The sequence below is a fragment of the Streptosporangium longisporum genome, from assembly GCF_039534895.1.
Classification (GTDB): domain Bacteria; phylum Actinomycetota; class Actinomycetes; order Streptosporangiales; family Streptosporangiaceae; genus Streptosporangium; species Streptosporangium longisporum.
The window spans coordinates 230,591-243,830 of sequence record NZ_BAAAWD010000010.1 but is presented as its reverse complement, the minus strand read 5'-3'; the positions used below and the strand labels follow the sequence as shown (position 1 = coordinate 243,830).

Genomic DNA, 13,240 nt, shown 5'->3' with positions numbered 1-13,240 from the left:
GGCGCCCGGACGGGAGGAGGCCCAGGCGGCCACCAGCCCCGGTCGCGCGCGACGAGGCTTCAGTCGCGCGCGACGACAAGCGGAGCGCGCCGTCCGTGTCCCGCCCCCGGTGGCCGGCCCATCCCCGGTGCGGCACGACCCGCTCATCGGTCTTCGATCGTTCCAGTGCCTTTACAATGTAGATTCCCAAGCGGGATCATGCCCCACCGGGCGACCGCCCCGGGCCGGTCATCGTTCAGCGGCCGTAGGCCTTCTCCCTCGGCAGCGGACCGACCCCGGCGTGCCGGCCCGGTCGCATCGCGGCGTGCCGCTGCCCCGGGCCCGGCCCGGAGCGGGCGGCCAGCAGGTCGGCCACGACCCCGGTGGCGAAGGCGTACACCGTCTTGTGCAGCAGGTCGACCACCAGCTCGCGACGGGGCCAGGTCTCGGGAGGCGCGCCTACCCCGGTGGCGTTCTCCAGGATCTGGTCGTTGGTGATCCGGACCACCGTGAACTTCGCCGAGGACCACGGCCCGCGCAGCCCGGCGTGGGACATCACCGAACGCAGCACGCCCAGCAGGATCCCCTGCCCGGCGTGCATGGCCCAGTTCACCGGCTCGGGCTGGCGTCCGGGCCGCTCGGCCATATCGGTCAGCCGTTCCAGGACCCGTGCCGGAACGTGGGAGTCGGGGCGGCCGGTCAGCCGCTGCTCCACCTTCTCCCCCAGTGTCATCACCGCGACACCGGCCGCCCCGGCGACCAGTCCCTGCCACAACGCGTGTTTCATCATGACCGCCCCGTACCCGAAAGCGGCGTCATGTCACCGACCGTCCCGGCCGTCCCGCCGCTCCCGCTCCCGGGTTCCGGGTCCCGGTCCGTACGACGGCCGGCGTCGCCACGAGGGGACGGCACGCGCCGGCCGTGAAACGGCGGCGGATCACATGATGACGATCGAGAATGCCCGGTCCTCCCACTTGTTGGGCATTCCGGTGATGACGTGGAAGGTGTCCTTCTGCGTTCCGCAGGCCGGGTGCGGCCACATCGAGACACGAATTCCGTACTCGAAGGACGTGTACTGCAGGGTGGCCGAAGGAACGAGTTTCGTGATGTCCAGGTCCTTGTCCTCCAGTTCGACGCAGTACTGCCCGACGGCGGGCTTCGTGACCGCCCTGATCCCCTTGGCGCGATTGATGCTGCCGTCGGCGTTGATCACGGCGGCCGCCTGCGCGTACGGGGTCGCGGCCTTGGCCGGGACCGGGGTGTTCGCGCTCGCGCCTCCCGTCCAGGCGGCCCCCGTGGCGAGACCGATCGCCGCACCGGCGCAGACGAACGCGATGATCCTGCTCCTACCGAACATGTGATTCTCCTTTTTCCCGCGCACCTCGTGAATGATTCGAGGAAAGCGCTGAATCCATGCGATCGTATCCGGCACGTCCCGGCGGACAAGCGCGTGCGGTCCACGGCGGCCGGGTAAAGGTCTTACCGCGTCCGGGGCCCGTATGGAATCAGGTGATTTACGCGTCAAAGCGCTGGAAAATGAATTCGGCGGCGTTTGTGATTCCGTCCGGCATGCCATACGGAACGCGCCGGGCCCGCGGTCTCACCGCTCCGCGGCCCTTGTCGTCTCAGTGCCTCCGGTAGTGGTCGGCGACGGCGGCGAACGCGGCCTTGGGCTCCCACGGCATGTCCGGGTAGGTGGTCCCGAGGCGGTCCTCGTAGAACCTGACGATGCCGTAGCTCGCCAGGTCCAGGTCGTCGCGGGGGTCGCCCCCGGGGCGGTGCGGGTGGTCGGGGAGCGCGAAGGTGAACACGAAGGCGCCGTCGACGCCCCCGGCCTCGAAGACCTCCAGCAACTCGCGCAGGTACGCGGCCTGACCGGCCTCGTCGCGGGCGTACTCCCCCTTCAGCCGCAGCGGCGCGCGGGTCTCCTTCTCGTACTCGACGACCTCCAGGCCGCGGGCGCCCCTGTCGCCCGCGCCCCGGTAGGTGGCCGAGCCGAACTCGGTGATCGCGACCGGCTTCCCCTGCGCGACGAGGCCGGCCACGCCCTCGGCGAAGTGACCGGCGATCTCGGCCGAGCGGTAGAGATCGAAGGACATGATGTCGAAGGGGGCCCAGTCGACCCGTTCGAGCGGGACGGACGCGTAGGTCACCCTGCCGCCGAAGTGCTCGCGGACGAGCGCGACGGCCCTGCCGAGGAAGTCGTTGACGGCCGCGGAGACCTCGCCGACCCGCTCCGGCAGGCGGTCCGACCCGGTCAGCGACTCGACCCGCTCGTCGATGTCGTCGCCGGGCAGGAACCCCCTGTTCATCAGGCTGAGCTCGGCGCCGGTGACGAACACGACCTCGGCGCCCCGCCGCCTGATCCGTTCCGCGCGCACGGCGCAGTCGGCGAACAGCGACAGTGTCTCCTCCTCGGTCAGCTCCAGGGGGTAGGGGGAGAACCACACCTCCAGGCCGAGGTCGGCGGCGTGCGAGGCCACGATCTCCATCCGTTCCGGGTCGCCCCCCATGACGCGGACCGCGGTGCAGTGCAGGTCGTCACGGATGACGCGCAGCTCGCGCCCGGCCACCTCCGGGTCGAAGGACGGGTGGCCGAGCACCCCCCTGCAGGCGAAGCCGGTGTCGTAGCTGATGCCCTTGGCCCGCATGTCGTGCCTTCTTCCCACGAGAACATTTAAGGTACTTGGCGTACCTTATGTGCGGGCACGCGGGCACGGCAACCAGAATGGGAGGACATGATCGGCGGCGAGCACGGGAAGGGCCATGACAGAGGATCCGACGGGACGGCCGGGCGCCGGGCGGACACGGCGACGCGGAGCCGCCCTGGAGGAGGCGATCCTGCGCGCCGCGGCGGAGGAGCTGACCGAGGCCGGATACGCCGGGCTGACCATGGACGGGGTCGCCGCCCGCGCCGGCACCAACAAGAACGCCATCTACCGCCGCTGGCCGAACCGCCTCTCGCTGGGCATCGCCGCCTACCGGCGGCTGACCACGACGGTCTCCCCTCCCGACACCGGCGATCTGCGCGGTGACGTCCTGGAGTGGCTGCGCCGGGCGAACCGCCACTGGAGCTCTCCCCTCGGCGTGATCCTGCGCGAGCTGCTCTCCGCGGCCGGGGGCACGTCCGAGCTCCTGGCGCAGCTGCAGGAACGGTCCGGCGACGCCGCGGCCGCCCCCTGGCTGACCATCCTGGAGCGCGCGGTCGCGCGGGGCGAAGCGGCTCCCGAGGCGCTCCATCCGCGGGTCGCCACCGTGGCGATCGTCCTGCTGCGCAACGAGTTCGTCGTACGCGGGGTCCCCACCGTGTCCGACGACGTCCTCGTCGAGATCGTCGACGAGGTGTACCTGCCCCTGGTACGGCGCCGGGCGGGCCGAGACGACCCCGCCGCCCGCGACCCCGGCCCGGCCGACGCTCCCCGGCCGGAACCGGACCCGCGGATCGGCGCGCGGGAAGAGTGATCGTCGATCAGAGTGGTGATGTGACCTGTCGAGACTGCAAGACGTGCACCAACCCCGCCGTCGTCCGCGTGGGGCAGCGATGGATGGTCGGCCTCCTCTACCTGGGCACCGTGGGCGTCGGCTTCGTGGTGAAGCGCGGGTTCATGCGGCACTGCCCGACCTGCAGGCACCTGCTGAGCCGTCACCTGCGCCGGACGGATGGGTCGTTCCGCGACTAGGCCGCCGTCTCGTCCGGATCGTGCGGGGCTTGTCATACTTCCCGGATGGAGATGCAGGCCCTGGAGGCGGCACGGCGCTGGCTGGCCGCTCGGGGCGTCCGCCGGGTGCGCGACGGGTGGGTGAGCGACGAGAGGCCGGACGTGCTGCTCACCGCCAACCAGGTGGCGCACTCCTGGGCCGGCGACGTGTTCGCCGAGGACCTGGACGCGGCCGACCGGGTGCGGCTGGCCTTCGGGCTGCTGGACCTCCTGGACGAATACTGGGTCACGTGCGAGATCCGGTTCGCGAACGGGAGTGCGGACGGCCCCCTGCCGGCCGACGCCCTGTGGGACGGCTATCGTCAGCGGCTGGAGGCGGACCGGGACGCCGAGGCCGTCACCTACTCGCTGTGGGTGGACTGGTTCGAGGACCACACCACTTCCGCGACGGCCTTCGACGAGGTCCTCGGTAATGACGTCGACCGGGTGGTGGCGGAGCGATCGGAACCCCTGCTCCGCCGAGCCCGCCGGGTTCTGGAGTGTTCGGGCCCGGTGCGCTGGACGGTGAAGGAGCCGGCGTACCGCACCGTCGTGCGGCTTCCCGCCCTGCATCCATCCCTCTTCCGCGGTCTTCGGGCGAGCTTCCACGACGTCTACGGCGACCTCGAACCCGCCGCCGCACTGGCCCTCCTCGACCGGCTGGAGCTTCCCGCGAACACCCGGCATCGTGCCGAACTGCGCCACGTACTCGCCGCGGGACACGAGAACCACTTCAGCAGCCCCGGCGCCTGGGACGATGCGGTCCGCTCCTGCTCCTGAGCCGCGGGCCTGGCAGATCAAGGAAACCCGTCCGCGGTCTTCCTTCACCGCCTGACAGCGGACTTGACCTGAGCGTAAGGTTTCTGTTCCCCCTATGTACGGCGGGCGCGAAGCGATTCATGATCGGCTCAGCACCCGGCACACCCCCCCGGACAGAGGTAGGTCCCTTGTCTAGACGCCATGCCCTCCAGATCGCCCTCATCCTGCTCGCCGCCCTCGGCTGGGCCGTGGTCCCGACCACCCCGGCGACCTCGGCCACCGTCGCGCCGCCCGGCTCCATGTCCGGGCTGGGCGACTCGATCACCCGCGGGTTCAACGCCTGCGGCTGGTTCGCCGACTGCACCAGCCGGTCGTGGTCGACGGGGTCGAGCACCTCGGTCGACAGCCACCGCAACCGGATCAGGACGCAGAACCCCGACCTGGTCGCCTACAACGACGCCCGGTCGGGCGCGAAGATCGCCGACCTGGCCGGGCAGGCGAGGACCGCGGCCTCCCGGGGCGTCGACTACGTGACGATCCTGATGGGCGCCAACGACGCGTGCACCTCCTCGGAGTCGTCGATGACCTCGGTGACCGACTTCGAGAGCCGCTTCCGGGCGGCGATGCAGGAGCTGGCGGCCGGGATCCCGCAGGCGTCGGTGTTCGTCGCCAGCATCCCCGACCTCAAGCGCCTGTGGTCGGTCGGCAAGGACAGCTCCTCGGCGCGCACGGCGTGGAGCGCCTTCAACATCTGCCGGTCGATGCTGGCCTCCCCCCGCTCGACGTCCGCGGAGGACGAGGCGCGCCGTGACCGGGTCAGGCAGCGGGTCGTCGAGTTCAACGACGTGCTGGCCCGGGTCTGCGCGGAGTACAGCACCTGCCGCTACGACGGCGGCGCCGTCTTCTCCTACCCCTTCACGCTCGGCCAGCTCAGCACCTGGGACTACTTCCACCCCAACACCAGCGGGCAGCGGGCCCTCGCCGAGGTGACCTACCAGCCCCTCATGGCGACGGCGTCGGACCTGTAGCCGAGGATCCGCCCCCGGCCGAGGGCTCGTTCGCGGCCGGGGGCATTTCCGCGCTTCATCGGGGTATCGCGGGGGCGCCAGCGGCGCCGACGCGACAGAGGAGGACCCGGGTGAACGAGCGGCACCGCCAGGAGTTGCGGGTACGGGTGACCCATCACGGTCACTGCAGCGTCCTGGAGATCGGCGGGCACCTGGACTTCATCACCGGGCCCGCGCTCGTCGACCACGTGGAGGCGGTCTGGGAGCTGAGCCCGGGTCCCCGCCTGGTGATGGAGGTCTCCGGGCTGACCTTCTACGACTCCACCGCGCTGGCGGTGCTGGCCAACACCCACCACCGGGTCCTCGCCACCGCCACCGGCCGACTGGTGTTCGTGGGCCTGCCTCCCGGGTTGCGGCACCTGCTGCTCCGCACCGGCCTGCTGCCCCACTTCGCGCTGCGCGACAGCGTCGACGAGGCCGTCACCGGCCTGCTCCCGACGGCGTAGAGGACCCGTCCCCGCCGAGACCGGGGACGCGCACCTGCCCTCACCGATCGTCGAGGCCCCCTCCCCGGACGCTCCCGACGGCGTCCCGTCCCGCGACACGCACCGGCCTTACTCCCTTTCCCGGTTTGACAGGTTAGATGCCGTCGTCGTAGCGTCGTTACCGACGAAATCAATTATGACGGTTAGGTGCGTCCGGGTACGCCCGCCGGGCGTCCGGAACCGCGGATCCTCCGATCGAAAATCGCGCCGGCACGGGTGCCGGTCCCGGCTCCGGCTCCGGCTCCACGGTGACGCGACGACGGCGGCCGGGCCTGCCGGACGTCCACGAGCGCCGATCCCGGCCCGCGGGCCCGGCCGTCACCACACCGACCCATCGGGAGCCCCACATGAGCACCGGCCACCACGACGCCGAACCCCCGCGCCATCCGCTGCCGCCCTTCACCGCCGACACCGCACGGGACAAGGTGCAGGCCGCGGAGGACGCCTGGAACAGCCGCGACCCCCGGCGCGTCGCCGCCGCCTACACGCCCGACAGCACCTGGCGCAACCGCTCGGCCTTCCTCACCGGCCGCGACCGGATCGAGGCGTTCCTCACCGACAAGTGGGAGCGCGAGCTCGACTACGCCCTGCGCAAGGAGCTCTGGGCGTTCGGCGACGACCGCATCGCCGTCCGGTTCCAGTACGAATGGCATGACGCGACCGGCCAGTGGTGGCGCAGCTACGGCAACGAGCAGTGGGAGTTCGACGCCCTCGGCTACATGAGCCGCCGGGAGGCCAGCATCAACGACGTCCCCATCACCGAGGACCAGAGGCGCATCCACGGCCCCCGGCCCACCGGCGACCGGACCGGCATCCCCCTGCGCTGACGGCGTCGCCGCGGCCCGGCGGCCGCCTTCCCGTCATCGTGTGGTGGAACCCGCCGCCCCGGCGACCTCGACGAAGCCGTACATGCGGGCACGAAAGACGTCGCGGTGGACGATCAGCGGTCCTCCAGCAGGGTGGAGATCGCCCCGTCCAGGCGGGCCGCGCGTCCGGCCGGGGTCCTGGCCTTCAGCAGCGGCAGGATCAGCCGGTAGCGGCCGGTCCTGCCCAGCGCGTCGAAGCGGGCGGCGGCGCGGGGGTGGGCCGCCAGCGCACCGGCCAGGTCGGCGGGGACGACGGCGTCGCGCTGGGCGGTGTAGGCGGCCTCCCATCGGCCGTCCGCCCGGGCCGCGGCGACCTCGGCCAGGCCGGGCGGGCGCATCCGCCCGGCTGCGGTCAGCGCCTCCACGCGCTCGACGTTCACCCGCGACCAGGCGCCGCCCCTGCGGCGGCGCGAGTACCGCTGCAGGTAGAAGTCCTCGTCATGGGCCCTGCGGTGGCTGTCGATCCAGCCGTAGCACAGCGCGACCTCCAGCGCCTGCGTGATCGTGACCGACGTGGCGGCCGACCCCTTCTTCGCGATCCTCAGCCAGGCGCCGTCGCCGCTCTCGTGGTGGGCGGCCAGCCACGCCTCCCACGCCGCGGCGTCCTCGAAGTGCATCATCGGCCCAGCATCTCCAGGTAGTGGCTGTTGTACATGACGCCCAGCACGTTGCCGAACGGGTCGGCCACCGACGCGGCGACGAAACCGGGGCCGTGCTCGGTGAGCGGCGTGTGGAGGGTGGCCCCCATGGCGAGCAGCCGGTCCAGCGAGCCCTGGACGTCGTCGACGTGCCAGTGGGTGATCGCGCCTCCCGGCGCGGCGGGGGCGGCCGGCGGGGCGTAACGCCGGTCGATGATGCCGAGCTCGGCCTGGTGGTCGCCGATCCGGAACTCGTAGTAGGCGGCCGGCAGCCCGTTCCCAGGACGCTCGAAGTACGGCTCGACGCCCAGCAGGTCGGCGTACCACGCCTTCGCCGCCTCCAGGTCGTCCGCCCAGAGGGTGACGGTGGCGAGTCCTCGCAACATGCGCTTCTCCTTCGCTGCCGGGGGGCTGCCGGGGATCCGGCTGCCGTGGTCCGAGTCGATGTCCATGACTCTAGGAGGGCAACAGGTCATTGAACGTCCTATTAGGGATGGCAGGATGGGGGCATGCGCGATCCCTCCGGCCGGCTGCTGCGGCTGCTGTCCCTTCTGCAGACCCCGCGCGAGTGGCCGGGTGCCGAGCTCGCCGACCGCCTGGGCGTCACCTCCCGGACGATCCGGCGCGACGTCGACCGGCTGCGCGAGCTCGGCTACCCGGTGCACGCCACCCAGGGCAACGTCGGCGGGTACCGGCTGACCTCGGGAACGGCCATGCCTCCGCTGCTGCTCGACGACGAGGAGGCGGTCGCCGTCGCCATCGGCCTGCGCGCCGCGGCCACCGCGGCCGTCAGCGGCATCGAGGACACCTCGCTCCGTGCCCTGGCCAAGCTGGAGCAGGTCCTCCCGGCACGGCTGCGTCCCCGGGTGGCGGCGCTGTCGGGGGCGGCCGTCGTCCTGCCCCCGCGGGACGGCCCGGCCGCCGACGCCGGCGTCCTGGCCGCGCTGGCCGCCGCCTGCGTGACGCACGAGAAGGTCCGTTTCGCCTACACCAGGCCGCACGGCGAGGCGACCCGGCGCCTGGTGGAGCCGCACCGGCTGGTGGTCTCGGAGCGCCTGTGGTACCTGGTCGCCTACGACGAGCACCGGGCCGGGTGGCGTTCCTTCCGGGTGGACCGGATGGGCGAGCTGCACCGCACCGGTGTCCGCGTCCCGGCGCGCGAGCTGCCCGGCGGCGTCGACACCGAGACCTGGGTGACCCGGCAGATGCCGCCCCGCGACGTCCGGGCCCGGCTGCTGCTGCACGTGCCCCTCGAACGGGCCGCCGAGAGCGTCCCCGCCTGGCAGGGGGTCCTGGAGGCGGTCGACGACGACTCGTGCCTGCTGCTCACCCACCCCGACTCACCGCGGCACCTGGCCTACCGCGTGATGCTCCTGCCGGTCGACTACACCCTCCTCGACCCCCCGGAACTGGCCGGTCATCTCCGCGCGATCACCGAACGCGCCGGACGGGCCATCGGCGCGTTCGCCGGTACGGACCGGGCGTAGACCCGGAACGTGCCGTCGTCCGCGGCGCTCACGGCCCGCTCCCCGCCCGTGTCACGCCGGTCCGGCGGGCGAGCCCGAGCAGGGTACGGGCGGGGGGCAGGGTCAGCGTGAGCAGGACGGTCACGGCGACGGTCACCAGGGCGGCGCGCGGGGAGGTCAGGTCCGCGAGAACCCCGGCGAGGGCGGCCCCGGCGGGCTGCCCACCCCAGGCGATCATGCGGGCGGTGGTGTTGACGCGTCCCTGGAGGTGGTCGGGGGTCTGCTCCTGGCGTTCGACGATCCCGTTGAGGCTGACGAGCGTGTTGGCACCCTGCCACAGGGCCAGCACGACCAGACCGAGCGGGAAGTGCCCGGTGAACGCCCAGGCGAGCAGCAGCAGCCCGACGGCGGTCAGGGCGACGAGGGAGATCACCGGGGTGGGCACGCGGCGGCGCAGCCACGGCACCGCGAGACCTGCGGCCATGGCCCCGACGGCGGCCGCGGCGAACAGCAGGCCGATCCTGGCGTCCTGTACGGGCAGCCCGAACTGTTCCACGGCGACCACGACGAGCAGGCCGATCACCGCTCCCTCGGCGAGACTGTTGCCGACGCCGAGGAAGGTGAGCGACCCGATCAGGCGATGCGACCGGATGAACCGCACCCCTTCGCGGATCTCCCCGCGCAGGTCCCCGGAGACCCGCCCGGAAGGATCGCGCTGGTCCCCGGCAGCCCGTCCGGAAGGATCGCGCGGCTCCTTCGCGGCCCGCTCGGAAGGATCGCCCGGGTCCCCGTCCGTTCGGCCGGAAGGATCGCGCGGTTCTTCGCGGGCCCGGCCCGGGCGGACCGTGGGAGGCAGGGCCAGCCGGGCCAGCAGGACCGCCGCGACGGCGTAGCTGAGGGCGTCGGCGCCCATCGCCGCGGGCGCGCCCACCGCGGCGACGAGCACGCCCGCCACCGCGGGCCCGATCAGCGTGACCAGGGTCCCGGCCGTCATCAGGGTGCTCGTCGCGCGGGCGACGCCCTCGCGTCCCACCAGGGCGGGCAGCGCGCCGAAGGCCGCGGCGTCGAAGAACACGAACGCCGTCGCCGTGGCCCCCGCGACCAGGAACAGGTGCGCGGTGGTGAGCACCTCCAGCGCCGAGGCGGCGGGGACGCTTGCGATCAGGGCGGCGCTCGTCCAGCTCGTGAGGGTGAGGGTCCGCCGCCGGTCCCAGCGGTCGGCCAGCGCCCCCGCCGGGAGCCCGAACAGCAGGTACGGGATCGCCTCCAGGGCCGTGAGCAGGCCGCTGAGGGCGGCGCTGCCGGTCCGCTGGTACAGCAGGATCGGCAGCGCCACGAGCGTGATCGACGACCCGATCCACGAGACGGTCCGCGCGAGGAGGTACAGCCGCATCAGAAGGCGGCCGGGTGCAGGGCACGCGCCAGCGTCACGGTGCCGTCGACGGAGCGCAGCCCGGAGTAGTCGGCGGCCGGGGTGGCGACGAGGCGGCCGTTCCTGACCGCGTCGGTCTGGCCGAGGTGCTCGCGGATCCAGGCCTGGGCGGCCGCGCGGTCCTTGTCGTCGACGTAGTGGAAGACGATCGTGTGCGGGTCGGCCTTGGCGACGGTCTCGACCGAGACGGTGTCGAAGTTCTTGCCCTCGGGCACCGAGCCGTCCAGGAGGTTCTCCCCGCCCGCGGTGCGGACGATGTCGGAGTACAGGCCACCGGCCAGGGCGTAGAGCTGCCTGTCGAAGAGCTGGACCATCGCGAGGCGGACGGGCTCGCGCCCGGCCAGGCGCGTGCGGACGTCGTCGAGCGCCTTCCGCACGCCCGCCCCGGCCTCGGCGGTGCGGGCGGGGATCCCCAGCAGGACGCCGAGCGCGTCGAGGTCGCGGCCGGTGTCGGCGAGGGTGGCGGTGCCGGTGGTGTCGGGGCAGAAGGCGGCGCTGACGTAGACCGGGACGCCGAGCTCCTCCAGCTCCTTGATCGTGGGGAGCTTCGTGCCGTCGAAGTTGTACTCGCCGTCGGCCAGGATGAAGTCCGGGCGGGCGGCCAGCAGCGACTCCCGCGAGACCTCCCCCTCGGCGAGCACCTTCACCGAGGCGTAGTCGGCGGCGTAGGCGGGCTTGGGCGGGGACTGGCCGGCCCACCCGTGACCGGCGACGCGGTCCTTGAGCCCCAGGGCGAGCAGCATCTCGGTGTTGGACGGGAAGAACGACACGATGCGCTCGGGCGCCCGCTCGACCCTGACGGTACGCCCGCAGTTGGTGACCTGCGCGGGGTAGGAGGCCTGCCCCTCCTGCGGGGCGACGGTCGCGGTGGCGCCGGGAGCGGCGGCGAAGGCGGTGACGGCGGGGGCGCTCTCCGCCTGTCCGCCGCAGGCCGCGACCGGCAGGAGCACGGCGGCGACGGCGAGAACGGGAACGAGGGAACGGGTCTTCATCGGGGATCTCCGGTGGTGTCGAGGGGGGCGAAGGTCAGGGCCGGGCGGCCGGTGAGGGGGTTGACCCCGAGGTGGGCACGGACGCCGAAGACCTCGCCCAGCAGCGAGGGCGTCAGCACCCGCGCGGGCGGGCCGCAGGCGACGACGCGCCCGGCGGCCAGCACGTAGACGCGGTCGCAGTAGGCCGCCGCGAGGTTGAGCTCGTGCAGCGCCGCGAGCGTGGTGACGCCCAGGGAGCGGACCAGTTCGAGCAGGTCGAGCTGGGCGGCGATGTCGAGGTGGTTCGTCGGCTCGTCCAGGATCAGGACGCCTCCCTGCTGCGCGAGCGCGCGGGCCAGCAGGGTGCGCTGCCTCTCCCCGCCCGACAGGGTGGCGTACAGGCGGTGGGCCGTCCCGGTCAGGCCCACACGCTCCAGCGCCCGGGCGACGATCTCCCGGTCGGCGGCGGGCGCGGCCCGGTGCGGGGTACGGCCGGTGGCGACGATCTCGGCGACGGTGAGGTCGAACCCCTCGGCGGAGTGCTGCGCGACGACCGCGACGCGCCGCGCGGACCGGCGGGCCGACAGGGTACGCCACACGTCGTCGCCGCCGACCCGGACCGTTCCGTCGCCGGGACGCAGCGCCCGGTAGACCGAGCGCAGCAGGGTGGACTTGCCGGACCCGTTGGGGCCGATGAGGCCGACCAGCTCACCCGGCTCGACGTGCAGGTCGACGCCGGACACCCCGCCGACGGGGATGGACAGGCCCGCCAGGTCGACGCGCATCACGCCACCGCCGTCTCGCGCCGCAGCAGCCACAGGAAGAAGGGGGTGCCCAGGACGGCGGTCAGGACGCCGAGCGGCAGTTCCAGCGGCGGGGACAGCGTCCGGGCGGCGAGGTCGGCGGCGACCAGGAACAGCCCGCCGGCCAGTGCCACCAGGGGCAGGGTGAGCCGGTGGTCGGAGCCCACCAGGAGTCTGACGGCGTGCGGGACGATCAGCCCGACGAAGCCGACGCCCCCCGCGACGGAGATGACGGACGCGGTCAGCAGCGCCGCCACCACCAGCAGCGCCGGCCGGAACCGGTGGACGTTCACGCCCAGGAAGGCGGCGGTCTCGTCCCCCAGGAGCAGCGCGTTCAGCCGCCGTCCCTGTGTCAGCAGCCAGAGCGTGCAGGCGGACACGACCGCGCACGGCACGGCCAGGTCGTCCCAGCCCGCCCCGGAGACCGAGCCGAGCAGCCAGAACAGGATCCCGGCGAGCTCCTCGGGCTGGGCGCGGAGCTGCAGGTAGCTGGTCGCACCCTGCAGCAGGTACGACAGGGCCACCCCGGCCAGCACCAGCCGGGTCGGGGTGAGGGTGCCGCGGCGGCTGCCGAGCAGCAGGACGAGCCCGAGCGTGACGCAGGCCCCGAGGAACGCGGCCCCGGCCACCCCCAGCCCGGCGACGCCGCCCAGGGTGATGACCGCGACGGCCGCGAGGGAGGCCCCGGAGCTGACCCCGAGGACGTAGGGATCGGCCAGGGGGTTGCGCACGACGGCCTGCAGGACGGCCCCGGCGACGGCGAGCCCGGCTCCGGCGACGAGGGCGAGCACGGTCCGGGGCGTGCGGGAGCCCCAGATGATCGCGTCGTCGATGCCGCTGACGTCGGCAGGCCGGTGCCCGGTCGTCAGGTGCGCGCCGATCACCCGCCACACGTCCCGGACCGGCAGGTCGACCGCCCCGTGGGTGACGGCCGCGACGAGCACCAGGGGTACGGCGCCGAGCAGGAGCGCCACCAGCAGCGGGTAGCGGCGTCCGGAGATCAGGTGCGAGGAGGTCACGGGAGTCTTTCGGTTCTTCCGGGAGGCCGGTGAGATCGTGAGGCGGAGGTCGGAGAG

Annotated in this window: 16 protein-coding genes; 7 read left to right on the top strand and 9 right to left on the bottom strand. The window is 73.0% G+C overall.

From position 1 onward, the window contains the following. Positions 1–235: 235 nt before the first annotated feature. The 3 genes from ABD832_RS20020 to ABD832_RS20010 form a co-directional block, all read right to left on the bottom strand. The gene (locus ABD832_RS20020) at positions 236–769 is read right to left on the bottom strand and encodes a hypothetical protein (protein WP_344897492.1); all 534 of its coding nucleotides are present in this window, start codon (positions 767–769) and stop codon (positions 236–238) included. Positions 770–916: 147 nt separating this feature from the next. Further along, entirely contained in the window at positions 917–1,336 is a 420-nt protein-coding gene (locus tag ABD832_RS20015) for a hypothetical protein (protein WP_344897490.1), read from the bottom strand. A gap of 268 nt (positions 1,337–1,604) precedes the next feature. Then, positions 1,605–2,648, bottom strand: a complete 1,044-nt coding sequence (locus ABD832_RS20010; RefSeq protein ID WP_344897487.1) for a glycoside hydrolase family 113 protein — start codon at positions 2,646–2,648, stop codon at positions 1,605–1,607. A gap of 97 nt (positions 2,649–2,745) precedes the next feature. Here ABD832_RS20010 and ABD832_RS20005 point away from each other — a divergent pair, with 97 nt between their 5' ends. The 6 genes from ABD832_RS20005 (at position 2,746) to ABD832_RS19980 (ending at position 6,815) form a co-directional block, all read left to right on the top strand. Beyond that, a complete protein-coding gene (locus ABD832_RS20005; RefSeq protein ID WP_344897484.1) occupies positions 2,746–3,441 on the top strand; it encodes a TetR/AcrR family transcriptional regulator in 696 nt (231 codons plus the stop codon). Positions 3,442–3,461: 20 nt separating this feature from the next. Next, complete coding sequence (locus ABD832_RS20000) at positions 3,462–3,659, top strand: hypothetical protein (protein WP_344897481.1); 198 nt, start codon at positions 3,462–3,464, stop codon at positions 3,657–3,659. A 45-nt stretch (positions 3,660–3,704) separates the two neighbouring features. Beyond that, the gene (locus ABD832_RS19995) at positions 3,705–4,457 is read left to right on the top strand and encodes a hypothetical protein (RefSeq protein WP_344897478.1); all 753 of its coding nucleotides are present in this window, start codon (positions 3,705–3,707) and stop codon (positions 4,455–4,457) included. A gap of 167 nt (positions 4,458–4,624) precedes the next feature. Then, entirely contained in the window at positions 4,625–5,464 is an 840-nt protein-coding gene (locus ABD832_RS19990; RefSeq protein WP_344897475.1) for an SGNH/GDSL hydrolase family protein, read from the top strand. Positions 5,465–5,574: 110 nt separating this feature from the next. Next, positions 5,575–5,949: an STAS domain-containing protein gene (locus tag ABD832_RS19985; RefSeq protein WP_344897472.1), complete on the top strand. Its 375-nt coding sequence runs from the start codon at positions 5,575–5,577 to the stop codon at positions 5,947–5,949. A gap of 386 nt (positions 5,950–6,335) precedes the next feature. Further along, positions 6,336–6,815: a nuclear transport factor 2 family protein gene (locus ABD832_RS19980; protein ID WP_344897469.1), complete on the top strand. Its 480-nt coding sequence runs from the start codon at positions 6,336–6,338 to the stop codon at positions 6,813–6,815. A 113-nt stretch (positions 6,816–6,928) separates the two neighbouring features. Here ABD832_RS19980 and ABD832_RS19975 read toward each other — a convergent pair whose 3' ends face one another. Both ABD832_RS19975 and ABD832_RS19970 read right to left on the bottom strand, forming a co-directional pair. Next, positions 6,929–7,474: a YdeI/OmpD-associated family protein gene (locus ABD832_RS19975; RefSeq protein ID WP_344897466.1), complete on the bottom strand. Its 546-nt coding sequence runs from the start codon at positions 7,472–7,474 to the stop codon at positions 6,929–6,931. Then, positions 7,471–7,878 (bottom strand): VOC family protein, encoded by a 408-nt coding sequence (locus ABD832_RS19970; RefSeq protein WP_344897463.1) that lies wholly within the window; start codon positions 7,876–7,878, stop codon positions 7,471–7,473. Before ABD832_RS19970 ends, ABD832_RS19975 begins: the two co-directional genes overlap by 4 nt. 123 nt (positions 7,879–8,001) lie before the next feature. Between ABD832_RS19970 and ABD832_RS19965 the strand changes: the two genes are divergently transcribed. Then, the gene (locus ABD832_RS19965; protein WP_344897460.1) at positions 8,002–8,979 is read left to right on the top strand and encodes a helix-turn-helix transcriptional regulator; all 978 of its coding nucleotides are present in this window, start codon (positions 8,002–8,004) and stop codon (positions 8,977–8,979) included. A 28-nt stretch (positions 8,980–9,007) separates the two neighbouring features. Here the strand turns inward: ABD832_RS19965 and ABD832_RS19960 are convergent, their stop codons facing one another. Genes ABD832_RS19960 through ABD832_RS19945 form a run of 4 tightly spaced genes read right to left on the bottom strand, consistent with a single transcriptional unit; the run spans position 9,008 to position 13,183 of the window. Next, on the bottom strand, positions 9,008–10,351 hold the full coding sequence (locus tag ABD832_RS19960; RefSeq protein ID WP_344897457.1) for an MFS transporter: 1,344 nt from the start codon (positions 10,349–10,351) through the stop codon (positions 9,008–9,010). After that, positions 10,351–11,382, bottom strand: a complete 1,032-nt coding sequence (locus tag ABD832_RS19955; protein WP_344897454.1) for an ABC transporter substrate-binding protein — start codon at positions 11,380–11,382, stop codon at positions 10,351–10,353. Before ABD832_RS19955 ends, ABD832_RS19960 begins: the two co-directional genes overlap by 1 nt. Further along, complete coding sequence (locus ABD832_RS19950; RefSeq protein WP_344897451.1) at positions 11,379–12,146, bottom strand: ABC transporter ATP-binding protein; 768 nt, start codon at positions 12,144–12,146, stop codon at positions 11,379–11,381. The genes ABD832_RS19955 and ABD832_RS19950 overlap by 4 nt, the downstream gene beginning before the upstream one ends. Continuing rightward, positions 12,146–13,183 carry a FecCD family ABC transporter permease gene (locus ABD832_RS19945; protein ID WP_344897448.1) on the bottom strand — a complete coding sequence of 346 codons (1,038 nt, stop codon included), beginning with the start codon at positions 13,181–13,183 and terminating at the stop codon, positions 12,146–12,148. The genes ABD832_RS19950 and ABD832_RS19945 overlap by 1 nt, the downstream gene beginning before the upstream one ends. Positions 13,184–13,240: the final 57 nt, after the last annotated feature.

Excerpts from the sequence above, each read along its gene's own strand:
- ABD832_RS20020 (WP_344897492.1), bottom strand. The coding sequence starts at position 769 with ATGATGAAACACGCGTTGTGGCAGGGACTGGTCGCCGGGGCGGCCGGT.
- ABD832_RS20015 (WP_344897490.1), bottom strand. The coding sequence starts at position 1,336 with ATGTTCGGTAGGAGCAGGATCATCGCGTTCGTCTGCGCCGGTGCGGCG.
- ABD832_RS20005 (WP_344897484.1), top strand. The coding sequence starts at position 2,746 with ATGACAGAGGATCCGACGGGACGGCCGGGCGCCGGGCGGACACGGCGA.
- ABD832_RS19995 (WP_344897478.1), top strand. The coding sequence starts at position 3,705 with ATGGAGATGCAGGCCCTGGAGGCGGCACGGCGCTGGCTGGCCGCTCGG.
- ABD832_RS19980 (WP_344897469.1), top strand. The coding sequence starts at position 6,336 with ATGAGCACCGGCCACCACGACGCCGAACCCCCGCGCCATCCGCTGCCG.
- ABD832_RS19975 (WP_344897466.1), bottom strand. The coding sequence starts at position 7,474 with ATGATGCACTTCGAGGACGCCGCGGCGTGGGAGGCGTGGCTGGCCGCC.
- ABD832_RS19970 (WP_344897463.1), bottom strand. The coding sequence starts at position 7,878 with ATGTTGCGAGGACTCGCCACCGTCACCCTCTGGGCGGACGACCTGGAG.
- ABD832_RS19965 (WP_344897460.1), top strand. The coding sequence starts at position 8,002 with ATGCGCGATCCCTCCGGCCGGCTGCTGCGGCTGCTGTCCCTTCTGCAG.
- ABD832_RS19960 (WP_344897457.1), bottom strand. The coding sequence starts at position 10,351 with ATGCGGCTGTACCTCCTCGCGCGGACCGTCTCGTGGATCGGGTCGTCG.
- ABD832_RS19955 (WP_344897454.1), bottom strand. The coding sequence starts at position 11,382 with ATGAAGACCCGTTCCCTCGTTCCCGTTCTCGCCGTCGCCGCCGTGCTC.
- ABD832_RS19950 (WP_344897451.1), bottom strand. The coding sequence starts at position 12,146 with ATGCGCGTCGACCTGGCGGGCCTGTCCATCCCCGTCGGCGGGGTGTCC.